Below are 14,264 nucleotides of genomic sequence, written 5' to 3' on the forward strand. Positions count from 1 at the left end.
GATCATGGACTGGACGACGACCAACGTGCATTCGCCATTCTTCATCTGCTGGGGCGCGATGGCCGCCGCATGGCATTTCCACCGCGTTCCGAAACACACGCTGGAGGAAAAGGCCTTCGGCGTCTTCCGTCACAACAACAACGCGCCAGCCTCCCCCTACCTGGCCGGTTTCTCGGACGATTTCGCCATTCCGGTGTCACGCTGGACGGAAGTTCGTGCCCAAGACATTCCCGAGGGCTCTGGTCTCGAGTTGCTCATGGAATCGGAAGAGACAGGCCCGAGCCTGCTGGCCGAAGAAACCGGCAACCGGCTCTACATGTTCAACCACATCGAATACGACTCGACGTCGCTCAAGGAAGAGTACGACCGCGACGTGGCTGCAGGCGTGACCATCGCGGTGCCGCACGAATATTACCCTGATGACGATCCGCAACGCCGGCCGCTGAACCGCTGGCGCTCGCATGCCCACCTGCTTTTCGGCAACTGGATCAACCGGGTCTACCAGACCACGGCGTACGATGTGGAGAACATCGGCAAAAATTCTTAGCCGCTCGCCCCATGGCCGCGCTCGACCCCTGAGCGCGGTCTTTCGAAGCGCAGGTGATTCTGGAACTTCTTCGGCGAGCAGGCGGTGTTTTTGCTGAAGCGATAGGCCGCCGCCCAGGCCGTTCCTTACCCGGACGGGGTGCCGTGCTCGCGGAAGGCGCAGGCCAGGATGCGCAGTGCTTCGCGCGAGCGGCGATCGGTCAGCGTCGAATGCAAAACGATTTCCGATGACGGCACCTGAGGCAGGCCGAACTTGCGGCTGATCTCGATTGTGCCGGGCGGCGAAAGCCGGCTGGAGAAGACGGCCGTGGCAAGGCCGGCTGAAACGGCGGCCGTCACCACCGACGACCCTCCGCCGAGAAATACCTCGACCCAGGGGATACCGGCATCGTCGAGCGTGCGCGTGGCGAGATCGCGGACGCCGCAGGCCCGCGACAGCGCAGCCAGGCGGATCGGCTCGCCCTGGCGATGATGGAAGTCGGGCGTCGCAAACCAGCCGAAATGCTCCGGCCCCAGCACTTCGCCGTCACGGCGGTCATCCTCGCGCCTGACGATGGCGGCATCCAGCTTGCCGCGATCGAAGGCGTCGAGCAGATTGCTCGAATTGTCGACCTGAACCTCGATCGTCAGCGCCGGATCGTGCTGGTTAAGCCGCGCCAGCAAGGTCGTCACCTCCGGCCCGGCAACATGTCCGGCGATGCCCAGCGCAAAACGGCGCGTTCCACATGACAGGCCGGCAACCGCATTGTCATGCGCGACCAGGAAAGCGCGCGCGGAATCGATGAAAAGCGCGCCCTCGGCGGACAGCCGCACACTGCGCGGCGTGCGTTCGATCAGCTTGCGGCCAACACGCTCCTCGAGCCGCTTGAGCTTGACGCTGACGGCCGCTTGCGTCGTGCCCATCGCATCGGCGGCTCGGGTGAAACTTTGCAGTTCCGCCACCATGACAAAGTTCCGCACCGCCTCAGCGTCGAGCCACAGCATCGCATCCATTCCAATTTGTTATCACTGAAATAGGGTTGCATAGCATTTTTATATGTTCAAGCGTCGCTTATCTGGGGCTCTCAAAGCAACATGACGGCAAGACGATCGCTCCTGCCGGCAGCCAGAGGTACCAGATGAACCAATCAAGCAGAAACGTCCTGGCGCTCGCCGCCATCTGCCTCGCCGCATTGATGTTCGGACTTGAGATCTCCAGTGTGCCGGTGATCCTGCCGACGCTCGAGCACGTACTGCATGCCGATTTCAAGGACATGCAGTGGATCATGAACGCCTACACCATCGCTTGCACGACGGTGCTGATGGCGACGGGAACGCTTGCCGACCGCTTCGGGCGCAAGCGCGTCTTTGCCGTCACCGCCGCCGCCTTTGGCATCACATCGCTGATCTGCGGACTTGCGCCGAACACACAGGTGCTGATCGTCGGCCGGTTTCTGCAAGGCATGGCCGGCGGGGCGCTGTTCATCTGCTCGATCGCCATCCTGTCGCATCAGTTTCAGGACGCGAAGGCGCGCGGCAAGGCCTTTGCCATATGGGGCGTGGTCACCGGCATCGGGCTGGGTTTCGGACCGATCATCGGTGGTTTGATCGTCGCCCTGTCCACCTGGGAATGGGTGTTCCTGGTCCACGCGCCGCTGGCCGTGCTGTGCCTGGCCCTGACCTATGCCGGCGTTGAAGAATCGAGCGACCCGCAGGCAAAGAAGCTCGATATCCTCGGCATCGTCACCCTGAGTGCTGCGGTCTTCGGACTGACTTACTACATCACCCAGGGCGCGGATGTTGGTTTCCTGAGCCCGACGGCCCTCGGCATCGCCGCCGCGACAATCATCGGCTTCGTCGCTTTCATTCTGGTCGAGCGCTTTCATGCTCACCCGATGTTCGACTTCTCGGTGTTCAGGATCCGCGATTTCTCAGGCGCGATCATCGGCTGCATCGGCATGAATTTCAGCTACTGGCCGCTGATGATCTACCTGCCGATCTATTTCACCGTAGGTCTCGGTTATGACAGCACGACAACCGGGCTGGCGCTGCTTGCCTATACGGTGCCCTTCCTGGTGATGCCGCCGATCGCCCAGTATCTGCTGCTGCGCACCAGCGCACGCACCATCATCCCGCTCGGCCTGTTTGCCATCGGGCTCGGCTTCATCGTGATGTGGTTCGGCAGTGGCCTTGAGCAGGCAAGCGGCCTGACGGTTCTGGCTGGCGCCTTGATCTCCGGCATCGGACTTGGCCTGACGACGACGCCAGCCACCAACATGACAACCGGGTCTGTGCCGGCAAGCCGGGCCGGCATGGCCTCGGGCATTGACGCCAGCGCCCGGCTGATCAGCCTCGCGGTCAATATCGCGGTTATGGGTTTTGTCCTTGTCGAAGGTATCCTCTCTACGTTGAGGGACGCGCTTCCCGAAGTGTCCGACGCCGCGCAGCTGCGATCGCTGGCGGAGCGCATCGCCGCCGGCGGCGCGGTTTCGCCCGGAGGAAGCGCACAATCCGCCCTCGACGTGCCTGCAGCCATCGCTCACGCAGCGCTGGTCAACGGCTTTGGCTGGGTGGCACTGTATGGCGGCATCGGCGTCTGGATCCTGGCTGCGATCAGCTTCGCGATCTTCGAGCCGAGCAAGACCTCCGGCGTTTCCCAAGACTGTCCCGAAACTTCGGCAACCTGAATGCTACGGCCTGGGCCGCATCAGGCATCGGCTGCGGCCCGGGCCTTCCCTTCAAGGCGGATCTTCTTGAGAGCCGGGCCGCGCTTGTCCTTGGCGAGATGAACGGTCCTGTCAAACAGGCTGCCACTCTGCCGAGCCGGACCGAAATAGACGACGCCGGTGTTGGCCAGTTCGCCTTCGAACATGGCCCTGACACGCTCATGTGCTGCAGCATCGATCGTATCGAAGGCCTCGTCGATGATCACCCAGTCGGGCCGATGCAGGCTGAGCCGGGCGAAAGCGACAAGCCGCAACTCATCGGTATTCAGCTCCTCGCTCCATGATGCGACGCGGTCGAGMGATCCCGTCAGGCGCTCCAGCCCGACGGCGCGGAGTGCCGCTGTGAATTCTGCCTCGGTAAATGTCCGGTCGGCGGAGGGATAGCACAACACGTCGCGCAGCGTGCCGGGCGGCACGTAGGACGAGCGCGGCAGGAAGGCGACCTGCTTGCCGCCCGGAAGCTCGATGCGGCCTTTCCCCCAGGGCCAAAGCCCCGCCAGGGCACGAAACAGCAAGGTCTTGCCGGCACCCGCCTCACCAACGACGAGCACGCGCTCGCCTGGCTTGACCCTGAGATGCGGCTCCGAAAGCTTGGTGCAGCCGCTCGGCGAAATGATTTCGAGATTATCGAAGGCGAGGCTGCCGTCACGACTTTCGCCGAAATCGATGCGGTCCTCCTTGTCGTGCAACACGTCGGCAGCCACCAGCACGCTGCGAATCACGCCGACGCGCATCAAGGTTGCCCGCCAGTCGGCGATGGCACCGACATTGTTGATGAACCAGCGCAGCGAGGCGTGTACCTGATTGAAGGCGCTGACCGCCATCATTAGCCCGCCGAAGCTGATATCGCCGGCAAAATAGACCGGTGCCGCCACCAGAATGGGAGCGACAACGGTGAACCAGCCATAGCCGTCGGTGACCCAGGCAAGGCTGATCTGGGTGGTGAAGATGCGCCGCAGCGCTGTCAGGACACTTGCGAGGTCCATCTCGAGCCGCCGCTTTTCATCGGCTTCGCCGCGGGCCAGCGATATCGCATCGATATTCTGGTTGATGCGGACCATGGAAAAACGCAGCTCCGCCTCACGTGAATAGCGATCGGAGTTCTGGGTGATCAGCGGCCGGCCGACGAGCCAGCTCAGAAAAGAGGCCGAGCCGGCATAGATGATGGCGGCCCAGACCATGTAGCCGGGAATGCTGAACGAGCTTCCGCCGACATGAAAGACGAAGCCTGACGACAGGCTCCACAAAACGCCGACGAAGGAGACGAGAAGGATCGAGGCCTGCAACAGGCCGATGCCAAGGTCGGTCGTGAGGTCGGCAAGGTGGCCGGCATCCTGCTGCATGCGCTGGTCCGGATTGACCCCGACCGCCCCGGCATTGGCTAGTCGGAAGGCACGCCCCGGACGCAACCACTCGGTGATCAGGTCGAGAGTCAGACCCTCGCGCAGCTTGAGCCTGATCATCTGGTTGAGCCACTGCTGGCCGACGTTCAGCACCAATAAACAAATTGCGATCACCGCAAAGACCATCAACTGGTCGAGGAAGGCCGCAAGATCGCGCCTTTCCAGCGCGTCGTAGAACGGCTTGTTCCAGCGGTTGAGAATGATCTGCCCAGCCGAGGTGGCGACAATGATGGCGAAGATCGAAAGGCTGAGCCAGGTGAGCGTCTTGCGCACAGGCGAAGAAGCCAGCGCCTGGCGTGCCATTTTGAGGTGACTTAAAAACCCGCCGTCGAAATCAGGCGCAAGGGGCTCGCGATTGGTTTGGGTAAAAGATTGGCCTGGCATGCGCTTGCTCCGACTGGCCCGCTTCGCTCGAATCGAGGCGTCCATTGTGCCATTCAACGATGGCTACGTATTGCCACGTTCGCGGAACAAGGTCGTGATCGAAGTCGCAGCCAAACGGCCAGGCGTAGTGTCAGGCTTTCGGCGCGAACACGCGTACCGATTTCGGCCGAATGCGGAAATGCGCCGGCGTCCAGGTCACCAGCTCGCCATCGGTGTTGACCGGACGCGGCCGCTTGGTACGGATGGTCACTTCGGTGGTCTTGAAGGCGCGGACGTCGTCCCACTGACCTTGCGTGCCCTTGCGCAGGCTGGGCAACAGCCGAAGCAGACGCCACCAGTGATCGACCTCCAGGCTGTAGAAATCGAGCCAGCCATCATCGGCGGTGGCTGTCTCCTCGACGGTCATGCCGCCGCCATAGTGGCGGCCATTGCCGACGGAGACCTGCATGGTGTGGATTTCTTCGGTCGTGCCATCGTGATCGACATAGGCCGTAAAGAGGCGCGAGCGCATCAAAAGCCGCGCTGCGACGATACCGTAGCCGAGTGTGCCCCAGCGCTTCTTGGCGTGCTCGGTAAGCTCGCCCGCCAGTTCAGCACTGAAGCCGATGCTGGCGACGTTGAAGAACAGATGGCCGTTGACTTCGCCGAGATCGACGGTGGTCTGGTGACCTTGTGCGATGATCTCGGCCGCTTTGACCGGATCCGGCGAGATGCCCATGGTTCGGGCGAAATCATTAGCGGTGCCCAGCGGCAAGACGCCAAGCGTCAGACCCGAATGGGCGAGGCCGGCAGCCGCGTTGTTGAGCGTGCCGTCACCGCCACCGACGATCGCTATGTCGAAATGATCGGCATGGCGCGAAATCAGCTCGGAGGCGTTCTCATCCTTGCTGGTTGCCATCTCTTCGATCTCAAGTCCGGCATCGACAAGCACCTGCCTGGCGACATCGATCGACCCGCCGCCACGGCGGGCGCGCGGATTGACGATCAGCATCGCGCGCTTGCCTTTCGAATGCTGGACAGCGCGTTTTTGGTGGATGACGTCGGTCAGGTGAAGAACCCCTGTTGTTGTCGAGGAAGCTGACAGCTCCCCTGCCGATGGCATTTAAGACGCGTTCTTGCAGATTTGAAGACCGCAGACGGAATAAGCCTCCGGACAACCGAAAGTGAACGACACCGACAGTGATGCAAACCGGGGGCTAGGAGCCTTTTTGAACTGCCCGCCAGCTGGCAACGATGGCCACAGCCGCCGCCTTTCCCGCAGCTTCATCAGTCAGCCAGGAGATGACGGAAATACGCATCACCTCGCGACCGCGCCATTTCGCACCGCCGGCAAAGACAGCGCCGTCGCGCTGGATCCGCGCGATCGTCGCCCTGGTCAGCTCGTCGCCACGATCAGCGGGCTCGTTGGCACCAAACCGTACGAGCACCTGATTGAGCATGACGTCGTTCAGGACCGCGATAGCATTTTCGCTGCGAAGCTGGTCGGCTATCAGCCGCGCCACACGGCAATGCCGCTCGACCATTGCGGCAATTCCCTCGCGGCCAAGATGGCGGATGATCGCCCAGGTGGCGAAGCCCCGCGCCCGCCGCGACAGTTCGGGAACGAAATGGCTGGGGTCGCGCTCGCCTTCCACGGCGGGAGGAAGATAGCTCGCAGCAATTGTCATGGCGCGGCGATGCGCCTCGCTGTCGCGCACGATCGCGTAGCCACAGTCATATGGCGTCTGAAGCCATTTGTGACCGTCCGTCGCCCAGGAATCGCAGGCATCGAGCCCTTCGGTAAAATGGCGCAACAAAATAGAAGCCCGCGCCCAACAGCCAAAGGCGCCATCGACATGAACCCATGCGCCGATCCGGCGAGCACTCGGTACAAGGTCTGCGAAAGCATCAAAACCACCGGTATTGATCTGGCCGGCCTGAAGGATGACGATAGCCGGCCCGCGCACCTCCGCAGTCCGTCGTGCGAAATCATCGGCCAAGATCTGCCCCTGGCTGTCGGTGGCGACGCGGATCACCCGATCATGGCCGAGACCGAGGAACTGCAGCGCCGAAAAGACCGTTGTATGGGCGTCGTCGCCAATCAGCACGGAAATCGGCGGCGCCCCGAAAAGCCCCTTGGCCTCAACGTCCCAGCCCACTCGCCGCAGCACCTCGCCGCGCGCTGCGGCCAGGCAGACAAAATTTGCGACAGTGGCTCCGGTAACGAAACCAACCGAGCTTTCGCGTGGCAAATCGAGCAGTTCGAGCAGCCAGCGCGCGGCAACCGTTTCCGCCGCCGCTGCAGAGGGCATGGCATGGTGGTTGCCAGCGTTCTGCCCCCACGCGCTCGTCAGCCAGTCGGCCGCGACGCTGACCTCATGCGAGCCGCCAATAACCCAGCCGAAGAAGCGCGAGCCAGTCGTGGCATTCAGCCCGGGCTCGGCGCGCGCTGCCAAGTCATCGATCACTGTGTCTGAGGTGTCTCCCACTTCCGGCAGCGGTCCATCGAAGGCCGTCAGCGCGTCTGGATAGCCATGCAGCGGACGCTGCGGCCTGGATGCCAGTTCTGTCCTGTATCGTATGGCGTGTTCGGCGGCCTGGCGCAGCAGGCGCCCAACGGAATCCCCCTGCATGACAACAACCTTTCAATAGAAAGAAAGCCTCTTGCGCAGAATACATTAGCCAACAACGATATTGGTGCAACCCTTGGCGCAATCGCGCCGAAAACCTGCTACCTGTCGAGTTCCGGGAAATACGGATCGGAATAGATCCGCCTGTCACGCTCCCCGGCCATGCAGTCGACCGGAGCCACGGCATCCGCCTTGACGACTGCCGGAATGTCGGTTCTGCCGCTGACTTCGAGAACAAGCTTGCGCCTGATCGCCGTGGCGAACTCCGATGCCGCGCGGATTGGCAGAACGAAAGAGCCGGGCCCGCCGGTGACGCATTCCGCATAGTAGCGATCCAATTGGCCGGCCGTCCGCGAAGGCCTGATCAGGATCGGCAGGCCGTTGATGACGATGCCTTGGGCTACGGCAGCATCGCGCGCACGTGTGACGGGGGTGCCGAAATTGTTTGGGCCATCGCCGGAAACATCGATGACGCGGCGCCAGCCGTCAGCCTCGTTGCGGTCGAACAGCCGAGCGCCATAAGTAACAGCCCCCGAAATCGAGGTGCCCCGAAAGCCGCTGAAAGGCCTGGCTTCAAGTCTTTGGGCAAAGGCCGCCGCGCTCTCCGCGCTGTCGATGATTTGCCATGGCACGACCGATTCCTCGCGCACCGTGCCTGCCCATTCGAAATAGGTAATGGCAACGCGATGATTTTGGCCGGAAAGCACCGCATCGACGAAATCCGGATGGCGTAGAGCTTCCACGTAGCCGGCACGCTGGAGGGTGAACTCCTCCAGATCCATCGAGCGCGACACATCAACCGCAAGTACCAGTTCGACATCGACGGCAAGGCCGGCTGTGGGCACAGCAGCAGGGTTGGGCAACTCGCAGCCCATGCACATGACTATCGCCAGTGCTCCAAGCATCGTCTGACAACCCTAAGCCGATGATCGAGTTTCGCTGCAATGGCGTCGAAATGGAAGTGGCGAGGCCTCACCCCTTCGTGAGGGTGCGATCAACCGCCGCCTTCATCGCCGCGCCTAAGTGCTGGAAACCCGCGAGTGGCACCGCTCGGCGTGAGTACCGGCATGAAGACGCGGCGCGAGGCGCGCTGCGCCACCGGTATGCCCTGGTAGACGCGCTTTTGCGCCTCGACCACGATGACGCCGGAGAAGATCGGCCACAGACGGCGGCCGGCGCGCTCGAACAGATGGTCAAAGCGCATCATCCATTTGCGTCGCGACGGGGGAAAATGCAGCGCGTCCGACCATGCCGAGACGGTGAAATTCGCTTCGCGCAGCAACTCGTTGAGCTGGCCGCTCGAAAATGGCCTGCCAGTGCCGAACGGCGTATGTTCGAAACGCGCCCACACGCCGCGCCGGTTGGGCACGACGATGACGATGCGCCCGGCGGGCGAAAGCACCCGCCAGATCTCCTTCAGCGTCTCGCGCGGGCTCTCGGCGTGTTCGAGCGAATGGACAAGCAGCACCCGGTCGATGGAAGAATCGACAAGCGGCAGCTCCTCGTCGAAGACAAGAGCGGTCGCCGAGGGCCCTTGCATCGGCCACACGACCGCACCTTGGGTCGCTGGCATGAAGGCAAAGACCCGCTCGGCGTCGGACCCGAAGCGGTCGAGCCAAGGCAGGGCATAGCCAAGGCCGACCAGCCGCTCATTGGGCAGGCCGGCCCATACCGACGAAAGGCCCATGGCGATCGAATGCTCGGCCAGGCGGCCCAGCGGTGTCGAGTAAAACGAGCGAAGGTCGACGATGTCGGAATTCATGGCTTGAAGGTAGACGCCCGCAACGACGACTTCAACGACTGAGGCCAACTGAGGTGACAGCGAAGAAAGCGCGCCGTATCGTCCTGTCACGAAATGGAGTTCTGCGATGCCAGTCGAGATCAAGCTTTTCATGTGCCGCACCGACAATTTCGGCGCGCTGCTGCACGACCGCGAAACCGGCGAGACGGCGATCATCGATGCTCCCGAGGAAGCGCCGATCCTGTCGGCCATCGAACATAGCGGCTGGACGCCGTCGATGATCCTGACGACGCACCACCATACCGACCATGTCGAGGCCAATCTGGCGCTCAAGCAGCGTTTCAAGCTGCGCATCGTCGGGCCTGAAGCCGAACGCGACAAGATCCCTGGCATCGACGACACCGTCGAGGAAGGCTCGGTGATCCCCTTCGGCAGCGAGACCATCGAGGTGATTTCGACGCCCGGCCACACCGCCGGCCACGTTTGCTACCACTTGCCCAAATCGAAGGTCGCGTTCACCGCCGACACGCTGTTTGCGCTTGGTTGCGGCCGGCTGTTCGAACGCCCGGCACCTGTGATGTTCGAATCGCTGAATAAGCTCGCCGCCCTGCCCGCTGAGACGGTGATCTATTGCGGGCACGAATACACGCTGTCCAATGCGCGCTTTGCGCTAACCATCGACCCTGACAACGCGGCCTTGCGCGCCCGCGCCGAAAAGATCGAAGCGCTCCGGGCGGACGGCAAGCCGACGCTGCCGACGACGATCGGCGAGGAGCTGGCTACCAACCCGTTCCTGCGCTGGCCCGACCCGGCGATCAGGAAGCATCTTGGCATGGAAAAGGCCACCGATACCGAAGTGTTCGCCGAAATCCGCAAGCGCAAGGATAATTTCTGACATGTACGCTGCTGAAATCATTGCCATGCTCGGAATGCGCCGCCACCCCGAAGGCGGCTGGTACACAGAGACCTTTCGCGACAACTCTTATGGCGGCCCGCACGGCGCCCGCGGCAACTCGACAGCGATCTACTTCCTGCTCGAACATAACGACGTGTCGCACTGGCACCGCGTCAGGGACGCGTCGGAAGTCTGGCACTTCCATGCCGGCGCCCCGATCGAACTCAAGCTGCACCAGGAAGGTGGCGGCGTCATCGCCTACACGCTCGGCGTCAATCTCGCAGCAGGCGAGCAGCCGCAATGCGTGGTTCCCGCAGGTTGGTGGCAGACAGCGCGCAGCCTGGGCGACTGGACGCTAGTCGGCTGCACGGTGTCGCCCGGCTTCGAATTCGACCAGTTCGAACTGGCGGAACCGGGCTGGGAACCGAAGCAGTCTTAAGCCCCTGCCCCATCGGTGGCCGGATTTTTGTCGTTGCGCTCGCCAAAGATCAGCGACTTTGCCGCAAGCACCGCCCCGCCAGTGATGAGCACGCATGCCGCGAGGATTCGCAGGCTCGGCTCGGCAAAGCCGGCAACGATCAGCACCAGTGTCGACAACAGCGGTGCTGCATAGCTCGCAGCCCCCAGCACCTGGATGTTGCCGCGCTTGACGCCGATGTCCCAGGCATAAAAAGCCGCACCCACCGGCATCAGCCCAAGACCGAGCACGGCGAGCCATTGGCCGGTGTTTGCCGGCAGCACCGTCTGTTCGAGCGCCAGATGGCAGATGAGCGAGAGGATCGACGTCGCCAGGCAGAACCAGGTGACGATTGACGTCGGCACCGATGGAAACCGGCGCGACAAAAGCGAATAGCCCGACCACAAGAAGGCGCAGACGAAGGCCATGGCGTAGCCGAATGCATAACGCGGCTCGAAAGCCAGCCCGCCGCCCTTGGTAACGATCAGGAAGGTGCCGGCAAGGCCGAGCAGCGCGCCCGCGATGTGGTTCCAGCGCAGCCGCTCGCCCGGCATCAGGGCGGAGCCCAGCACGATGAACAGCGGCCAGAGATAGGCGATCAGGCTGGCCTCGACCGCCGGAGCATTACGCAGCGCGGTGAAATAGAAGAAATGATAGCCAAACAGGCCGGCGATGCCGATGACCCATACCTGTGGCGGGATTTTCTCAGGCTTGTCCGGCTTTGGCATGAACAGTCGGGCAACCAGCCCGACACAGGTGCCGATGGCAAAAGTGATGGCCGACATAAGGAACGGCGGCACCGCGCCCGACGCGTCGGTGAGCAGCGCCAGCAGCGCCCACATGGCAACCGCTGAAAACCCGATCAAAGTCGCCCGCCCCACGCACCCCTCCCGGCGCAACGCGCCCTAATTGATCGCTTCGAAACGCCTGGCCCTGACAGTGATCGTTCCGATCTCGGTACTGATGGTGGCGTGAATAGGCGCGTATACCCCGGTTTCGCCAACCGGCGCAAACGTGACCATGATACGGCTGCGGTCCCTGAGATAGGTCAGCGCGCGCTTGTCTGCGCGATAGCCCGACACCGGCTGGAAGGCCATGCGGCAGGTGACTGTCTGGCCCTTGAAGCCGGGAACCGACATTTCGCGTGTCGAGACGGCCGTGAGCTTGAGATCGGCGCGCAACTCGCCATCATACATCTTCACCGTGCGGCCGCAGACCTTGTCGAGACTGGGCGCGCGGATGATGGTTGCGGCGATCGGATCGGCGACGCCGCGAAGGTCGCCGGCGCCCAGCGGAATCCAAGTTTTGCCGCGCTTCTTCGGCGCCGGCACGACCTCACTGCTGGTGACGCGGTCGCCGGAAAACTGGATATCGACCAGCGACGTCTTTTTGCCGGAGACATAGTCGGCACGGAAGGCGCGCGGCTGCAAGCGGCCGTCACCCAGGCTGCCGCGCGTCGAGATCGTGCCGCGCGTATCGTCGAAGAAAGCGGCCAGCCCGGCACTGGTTACGGTGCCGTTCACCGCATAGGAATTGCCGTCATAGCTGCTCTCGAAGCTTGCCTTGGCAACAGGAATACCCAGGAAAGACAGCGAATAGTCGCCACGAAAGGATTTGTTGGCGGCAGGGGCCTGAGACGGCAGAAGAGCGATGGCCAATGCGAACAGGGCTGGTTTGGAGCGGAGCATTGCTAGCAACACCTCTTCGTCAGCGGAAGCTGGCTTCCGGCTGTTCGCATCCCTTGCAATCGGTTATAGAAGCAAATCCGGCCATTCTGTGGAGTTGGGGACAACGCCAGGAAACGACCGGGACGCTTGACGTGCCAGCCAAATACACCTATGGAACGCCAACTTTTTCCATAAGGCCGCCTGACTGAGACCGCGCGCCATCGCTTAATTGGTGCGTTTTCGTCGCTTGGTCCGCCAGAACTGAAGGTAAGTAACATGTCCCGCGCTTGCGAACTCACCGGCAAAGCCGTCATGACCGGCAACAATGTGAGCCACGCCAACAACAAGACCCGTCGTCGCTTCCTGCCGAACCTGGTCAACGTCACGCTCATCTCCGAGACGCTGAACCAGAACGTGCGCCTGCGCATTTCGGCCAACGCTCTGCGTACGGTCGAGCATCGCGGTGGCCTCGACGCCTTCCTGACCAAGGCCGACGCTGAAGAGCTGTCGCAGCGTGCTCGTCTGCTCAAGAAGCAGATCGCCAAGAAGACCGCCGAGCAGGTCGCAGCCTAATCGAATCGGGGCGGGGGACGACCGCCTGGAGCCTCTGACGGCCGCAAGGACGATGGAGGCTCCGCCCAATCCGCCCGGGCATGGCCCGTAAAGCTGGTTCCATTACCCAGGATAAAAAAATGAACTCCGGTTCAAATTATCTGCCTTTTGTGGCGGCCATGGCGCTTGTTGTCGTGGCTTCCAACATTCTCGTCCAGTTCCCCATGCAGGGGCAGGTCGGATCTCTGGCGCTTGCCGACGTCCTGACCTGGGGCGCTTTCACCTATCCCTTCTCCTTTTTGGTCACTGACCTCGCCAATCGCCGCTACGGGCCGAAGATGGCGCGGCGAATCGTCTTTGTCGGCTTCATGACGGCGGTCATCTGCTCGATTGTCGCGCCGCCGCTGTTGTTCCGCTACGGGCTCATTCCATTCGACACAGCAGCCGACCGCCTTGCGCGCATTGCGGTCGCCTCAGGTGCCGCCTTCCTGACTGCACAGCTGCTCGACGTCACCGTGTTCAACTGGCTGCGCCGGCAGAGTTGGTGGCGCGCGCCGATCTTCGGAACGCTTGTCGGTTCGGTGTTCGATACGGCGATCTTCTTCGGCATCGCCTTCTCCGCCGCCTTCGCCTTCATCGGCCCCGAGGACGCCTTTGCGATCGAAGCAGCACCGCTTCTGGGCATGCTGTCGATGGAAGCGCCTCGCTGGGTCTCTTGGGCACTTGGCGATCTCACGGTAAAGCTGATGATCGCCATCTTCGCGCTGATTCCCTATCGCCTCATCGCGGCCCGCTGGGGCCAGCCGGCCATGGCCGCGAACTAGCGATCGCTACCTGTCGATTCGCGTCGACAGGATGATCGACGACAAGGTGCGCTCTACGCCTTCGAGCGCACCGATACGGTCGATCAAGGCGTCGAGATCGCGCACCGAAGGTGCTTCGACCACCACGATCATATCGAAATTGCCACTGACCGAATGCAGCGTGCGTACTTCCGGGATGCGGCGCAACACTGCCTCGACCGCGGCCGAAACCTTGGGCAGCGCCGTCACCAATATGTGCGCGCGAACGAGATTCCTCTCATAGTCGGACGACAGCTTGACGCTGTAGCCCGAGATCACACCGCGCTGCTCCAGCCGCTCGATGCGGCTTTGCACCGTCGTCCTTGAGACACCAAGCTTGCGCGCCAGCTCGGCGGTCGACGCACGCGCATTCTCGCGCAGGAGGCTCAGCAGGGCCCGGTCAGGATCGGTCGTCATTTCGTCAATACTCTTCGTCGATCTGCTAAAAGCATACCGTCTTTTC

Annotated in this window: 15 protein-coding genes; 6 read left to right on the forward strand and 9 right to left on the reverse strand. The window is 62.5% G+C overall.

The genetic code is table 11. From position 1 onward, the window contains the following. A partial coding sequence (locus AC1DWF_RS14295) for a homoserine O-acetyltransferase/O-succinyltransferase family protein (protein ID WP_476841789.1) occupies positions 1-547 on the forward strand: 547 nt, incomplete at its 5' end. A gap of 125 nt (positions 548-672) precedes the next feature. On the opposite strand, the gene AC1DWF_RS14300 is transcribed toward AC1DWF_RS14295, so the two are convergent. Further along, positions 673-1,530, reverse strand: a complete 858-nt coding sequence (locus AC1DWF_RS14300; protein WP_476782095.1) for a LysR family transcriptional regulator — start codon at positions 1,528-1,530, stop codon at positions 673-675. Positions 1,531-1,664: 134 nt separating this feature from the next. Between AC1DWF_RS14300 and AC1DWF_RS14305 the strand changes: the two genes are divergently transcribed. Further along, positions 1,665-3,212, forward strand: a complete 1,548-nt coding sequence (locus AC1DWF_RS14305; protein WP_476782094.1) for an MFS transporter — start codon at positions 1,665-1,667, stop codon at positions 3,210-3,212. 20 nt (positions 3,213-3,232) lie between these two features. On the opposite strand, the gene AC1DWF_RS14310 is transcribed toward AC1DWF_RS14305, so the two are convergent. The 5 genes from AC1DWF_RS14310 to AC1DWF_RS14330 all read right to left on the reverse strand — a co-directional run bounded on the left by AC1DWF_RS14310 (position 3,233) and on the right by AC1DWF_RS14330 (position 9,409). Beyond that, a complete protein-coding gene (locus tag AC1DWF_RS14310; protein ID WP_476782093.1) occupies positions 3,233-5,038 on the reverse strand; it encodes an ABC transporter ATP-binding protein/permease in 1,806 nt (601 codons plus the stop codon). A gap of 130 nt (positions 5,039-5,168) precedes the next feature. After that, a complete protein-coding gene (locus AC1DWF_RS14315) occupies positions 5,169-6,029 on the reverse strand; it encodes a lipid kinase (protein WP_476782112.1) in 861 nt (286 codons plus the stop codon). A gap of 205 nt (positions 6,030-6,234) precedes the next feature. After that, positions 6,235-7,650: a pyridoxal phosphate-dependent decarboxylase family protein gene (locus tag AC1DWF_RS14320; RefSeq protein ID WP_476782092.1), complete on the reverse strand. Its 1,416-nt coding sequence runs from the start codon at positions 7,648-7,650 to the stop codon at positions 6,235-6,237. A gap of 98 nt (positions 7,651-7,748) precedes the next feature. Continuing rightward, the gene (locus tag AC1DWF_RS14325) at positions 7,749-8,552 is read right to left on the reverse strand and encodes a DUF1194 domain-containing protein (RefSeq protein ID WP_476782091.1); all 804 of its coding nucleotides are present in this window, start codon (positions 8,550-8,552) and stop codon (positions 7,749-7,751) included. An 89-nt stretch (positions 8,553-8,641) separates the two neighbouring features. Beyond that, positions 8,642-9,409 (reverse strand): class I SAM-dependent methyltransferase, encoded by a 768-nt coding sequence (locus AC1DWF_RS14330; RefSeq protein ID WP_476788411.1) that lies wholly within the window; start codon positions 9,407-9,409, stop codon positions 8,642-8,644. A gap of 106 nt (positions 9,410-9,515) precedes the next feature. Between AC1DWF_RS14330 and gloB the strand changes: the two genes are divergently transcribed. Further along, positions 9,516-10,283: a hydroxyacylglutathione hydrolase gene (gene gloB / locus AC1DWF_RS14335; protein ID WP_476788395.1), complete on the forward strand. Its 768-nt coding sequence runs from the start codon at positions 9,516-9,518 to the stop codon at positions 10,281-10,283. A 1-nt stretch (position 10,284) separates the two neighbouring features. Continuing rightward, positions 10,285-10,722, forward strand: coding sequence for a cupin domain-containing protein (locus AC1DWF_RS14340; protein WP_476782089.1), 438 nt, complete (start codon positions 10,285-10,287; stop codon positions 10,720-10,722). Here AC1DWF_RS14340 and yddG read toward each other — a convergent pair. Next, positions 10,719-11,621 (reverse strand): aromatic amino acid exporter YddG, encoded by a 903-nt coding sequence (gene yddG / locus AC1DWF_RS14345; protein ID WP_476788396.1) that lies wholly within the window; start codon positions 11,619-11,621, stop codon positions 10,719-10,721. The genes AC1DWF_RS14340 and yddG overlap by 4 nt on opposite strands. Before the next feature lie 24 nt (positions 11,622-11,645). After that, positions 11,646-12,428, reverse strand: a complete 783-nt coding sequence (locus AC1DWF_RS14350) for a DUF3108 domain-containing protein (protein WP_476782234.1) — start codon at positions 12,426-12,428, stop codon at positions 11,646-11,648. Between the two features lie 255 nt (positions 12,429-12,683). On the opposite strand from AC1DWF_RS14350, the gene rpmB reads away from it, so the two are divergent. After that, the gene (gene rpmB / locus AC1DWF_RS14355) at positions 12,684-12,980 is read left to right on the forward strand and encodes a 50S ribosomal protein L28 (protein ID WP_476782235.1); all 297 of its coding nucleotides are present in this window, start codon (positions 12,684-12,686) and stop codon (positions 12,978-12,980) included. Positions 12,981-13,099: 119 nt separating this feature from the next. Then, the gene (locus AC1DWF_RS14360; protein ID WP_476782236.1) at positions 13,100-13,783 is read left to right on the forward strand and encodes a queuosine precursor transporter; all 684 of its coding nucleotides are present in this window, start codon (positions 13,100-13,102) and stop codon (positions 13,781-13,783) included. Positions 13,784-13,789: 6 nt separating this feature from the next. Here AC1DWF_RS14360 and AC1DWF_RS14365 read toward each other — a convergent pair whose 3' ends face one another. Next, positions 13,790-14,218, reverse strand: coding sequence for an Lrp/AsnC family transcriptional regulator (locus tag AC1DWF_RS14365; RefSeq protein WP_476782237.1), 429 nt, complete (start codon positions 14,216-14,218; stop codon positions 13,790-13,792). Positions 14,219-14,264 lie beyond the last annotated feature (46 nt).

The sequence above is a fragment of the Aminobacter sp. P4_D5 genome (genome assembly GCF_056401815.1).

What these genes read in the sequence shown, in the direction of transcription:
- AC1DWF_RS14300 (WP_476782095.1), bottom strand. Translation starts at nt 1,530, where the DNA reads ATGCTGTGGCTCGACGCTGAGGCGGTGCGGAACTTTGTCATGGTGGCG.
- AC1DWF_RS14305 (WP_476782094.1), top strand. Translation starts at nt 1,665, where the DNA reads ATGAACCAATCAAGCAGAAACGTCCTGGCGCTCGCCGCCATCTGCCTC.
- AC1DWF_RS14315 (WP_476782112.1), bottom strand. Translation starts at nt 6,029, where the DNA reads ATGCTGATCGTCAATCCGCGCGCCCGCCGTGGCGGCGGGTCGATCGAT.
- AC1DWF_RS14320 (WP_476782092.1), bottom strand. Translation starts at nt 7,650, where the DNA reads ATGCAGGGGGATTCCGTTGGGCGCCTGCTGCGCCAGGCCGCCGAACAC.
- AC1DWF_RS14325 (WP_476782091.1), bottom strand. Translation starts at nt 8,552, where the DNA reads ATGCTTGGAGCACTGGCGATAGTCATGTGCATGGGCTGCGAGTTGCCC.
- AC1DWF_RS14330 (WP_476788411.1), bottom strand. Translation starts at nt 9,409, where the DNA reads ATGAATTCCGACATCGTCGACCTTCGCTCGTTTTACTCGACACCGCTG.
- gloB (WP_476788395.1), top strand. Translation starts at nt 9,516, where the DNA reads ATGCCAGTCGAGATCAAGCTTTTCATGTGCCGCACCGACAATTTCGGC.
- AC1DWF_RS14340 (WP_476782089.1), top strand. Translation starts at nt 10,285, where the DNA reads ATGTACGCTGCTGAAATCATTGCCATGCTCGGAATGCGCCGCCACCCC.
- AC1DWF_RS14350 (WP_476782234.1), bottom strand. Translation starts at nt 12,428, where the DNA reads ATGCTCCGCTCCAAACCAGCCCTGTTCGCATTGGCCATCGCTCTTCTG.
- rpmB (WP_476782235.1), top strand. Translation starts at nt 12,684, where the DNA reads ATGTCCCGCGCTTGCGAACTCACCGGCAAAGCCGTCATGACCGGCAAC.
- AC1DWF_RS14360 (WP_476782236.1), top strand. Translation starts at nt 13,100, where the DNA reads ATGAACTCCGGTTCAAATTATCTGCCTTTTGTGGCGGCCATGGCGCTT.
- AC1DWF_RS14365 (WP_476782237.1), bottom strand. Translation starts at nt 14,218, where the DNA reads ATGACGACCGATCCTGACCGGGCCCTGCTGAGCCTCCTGCGCGAGAAT.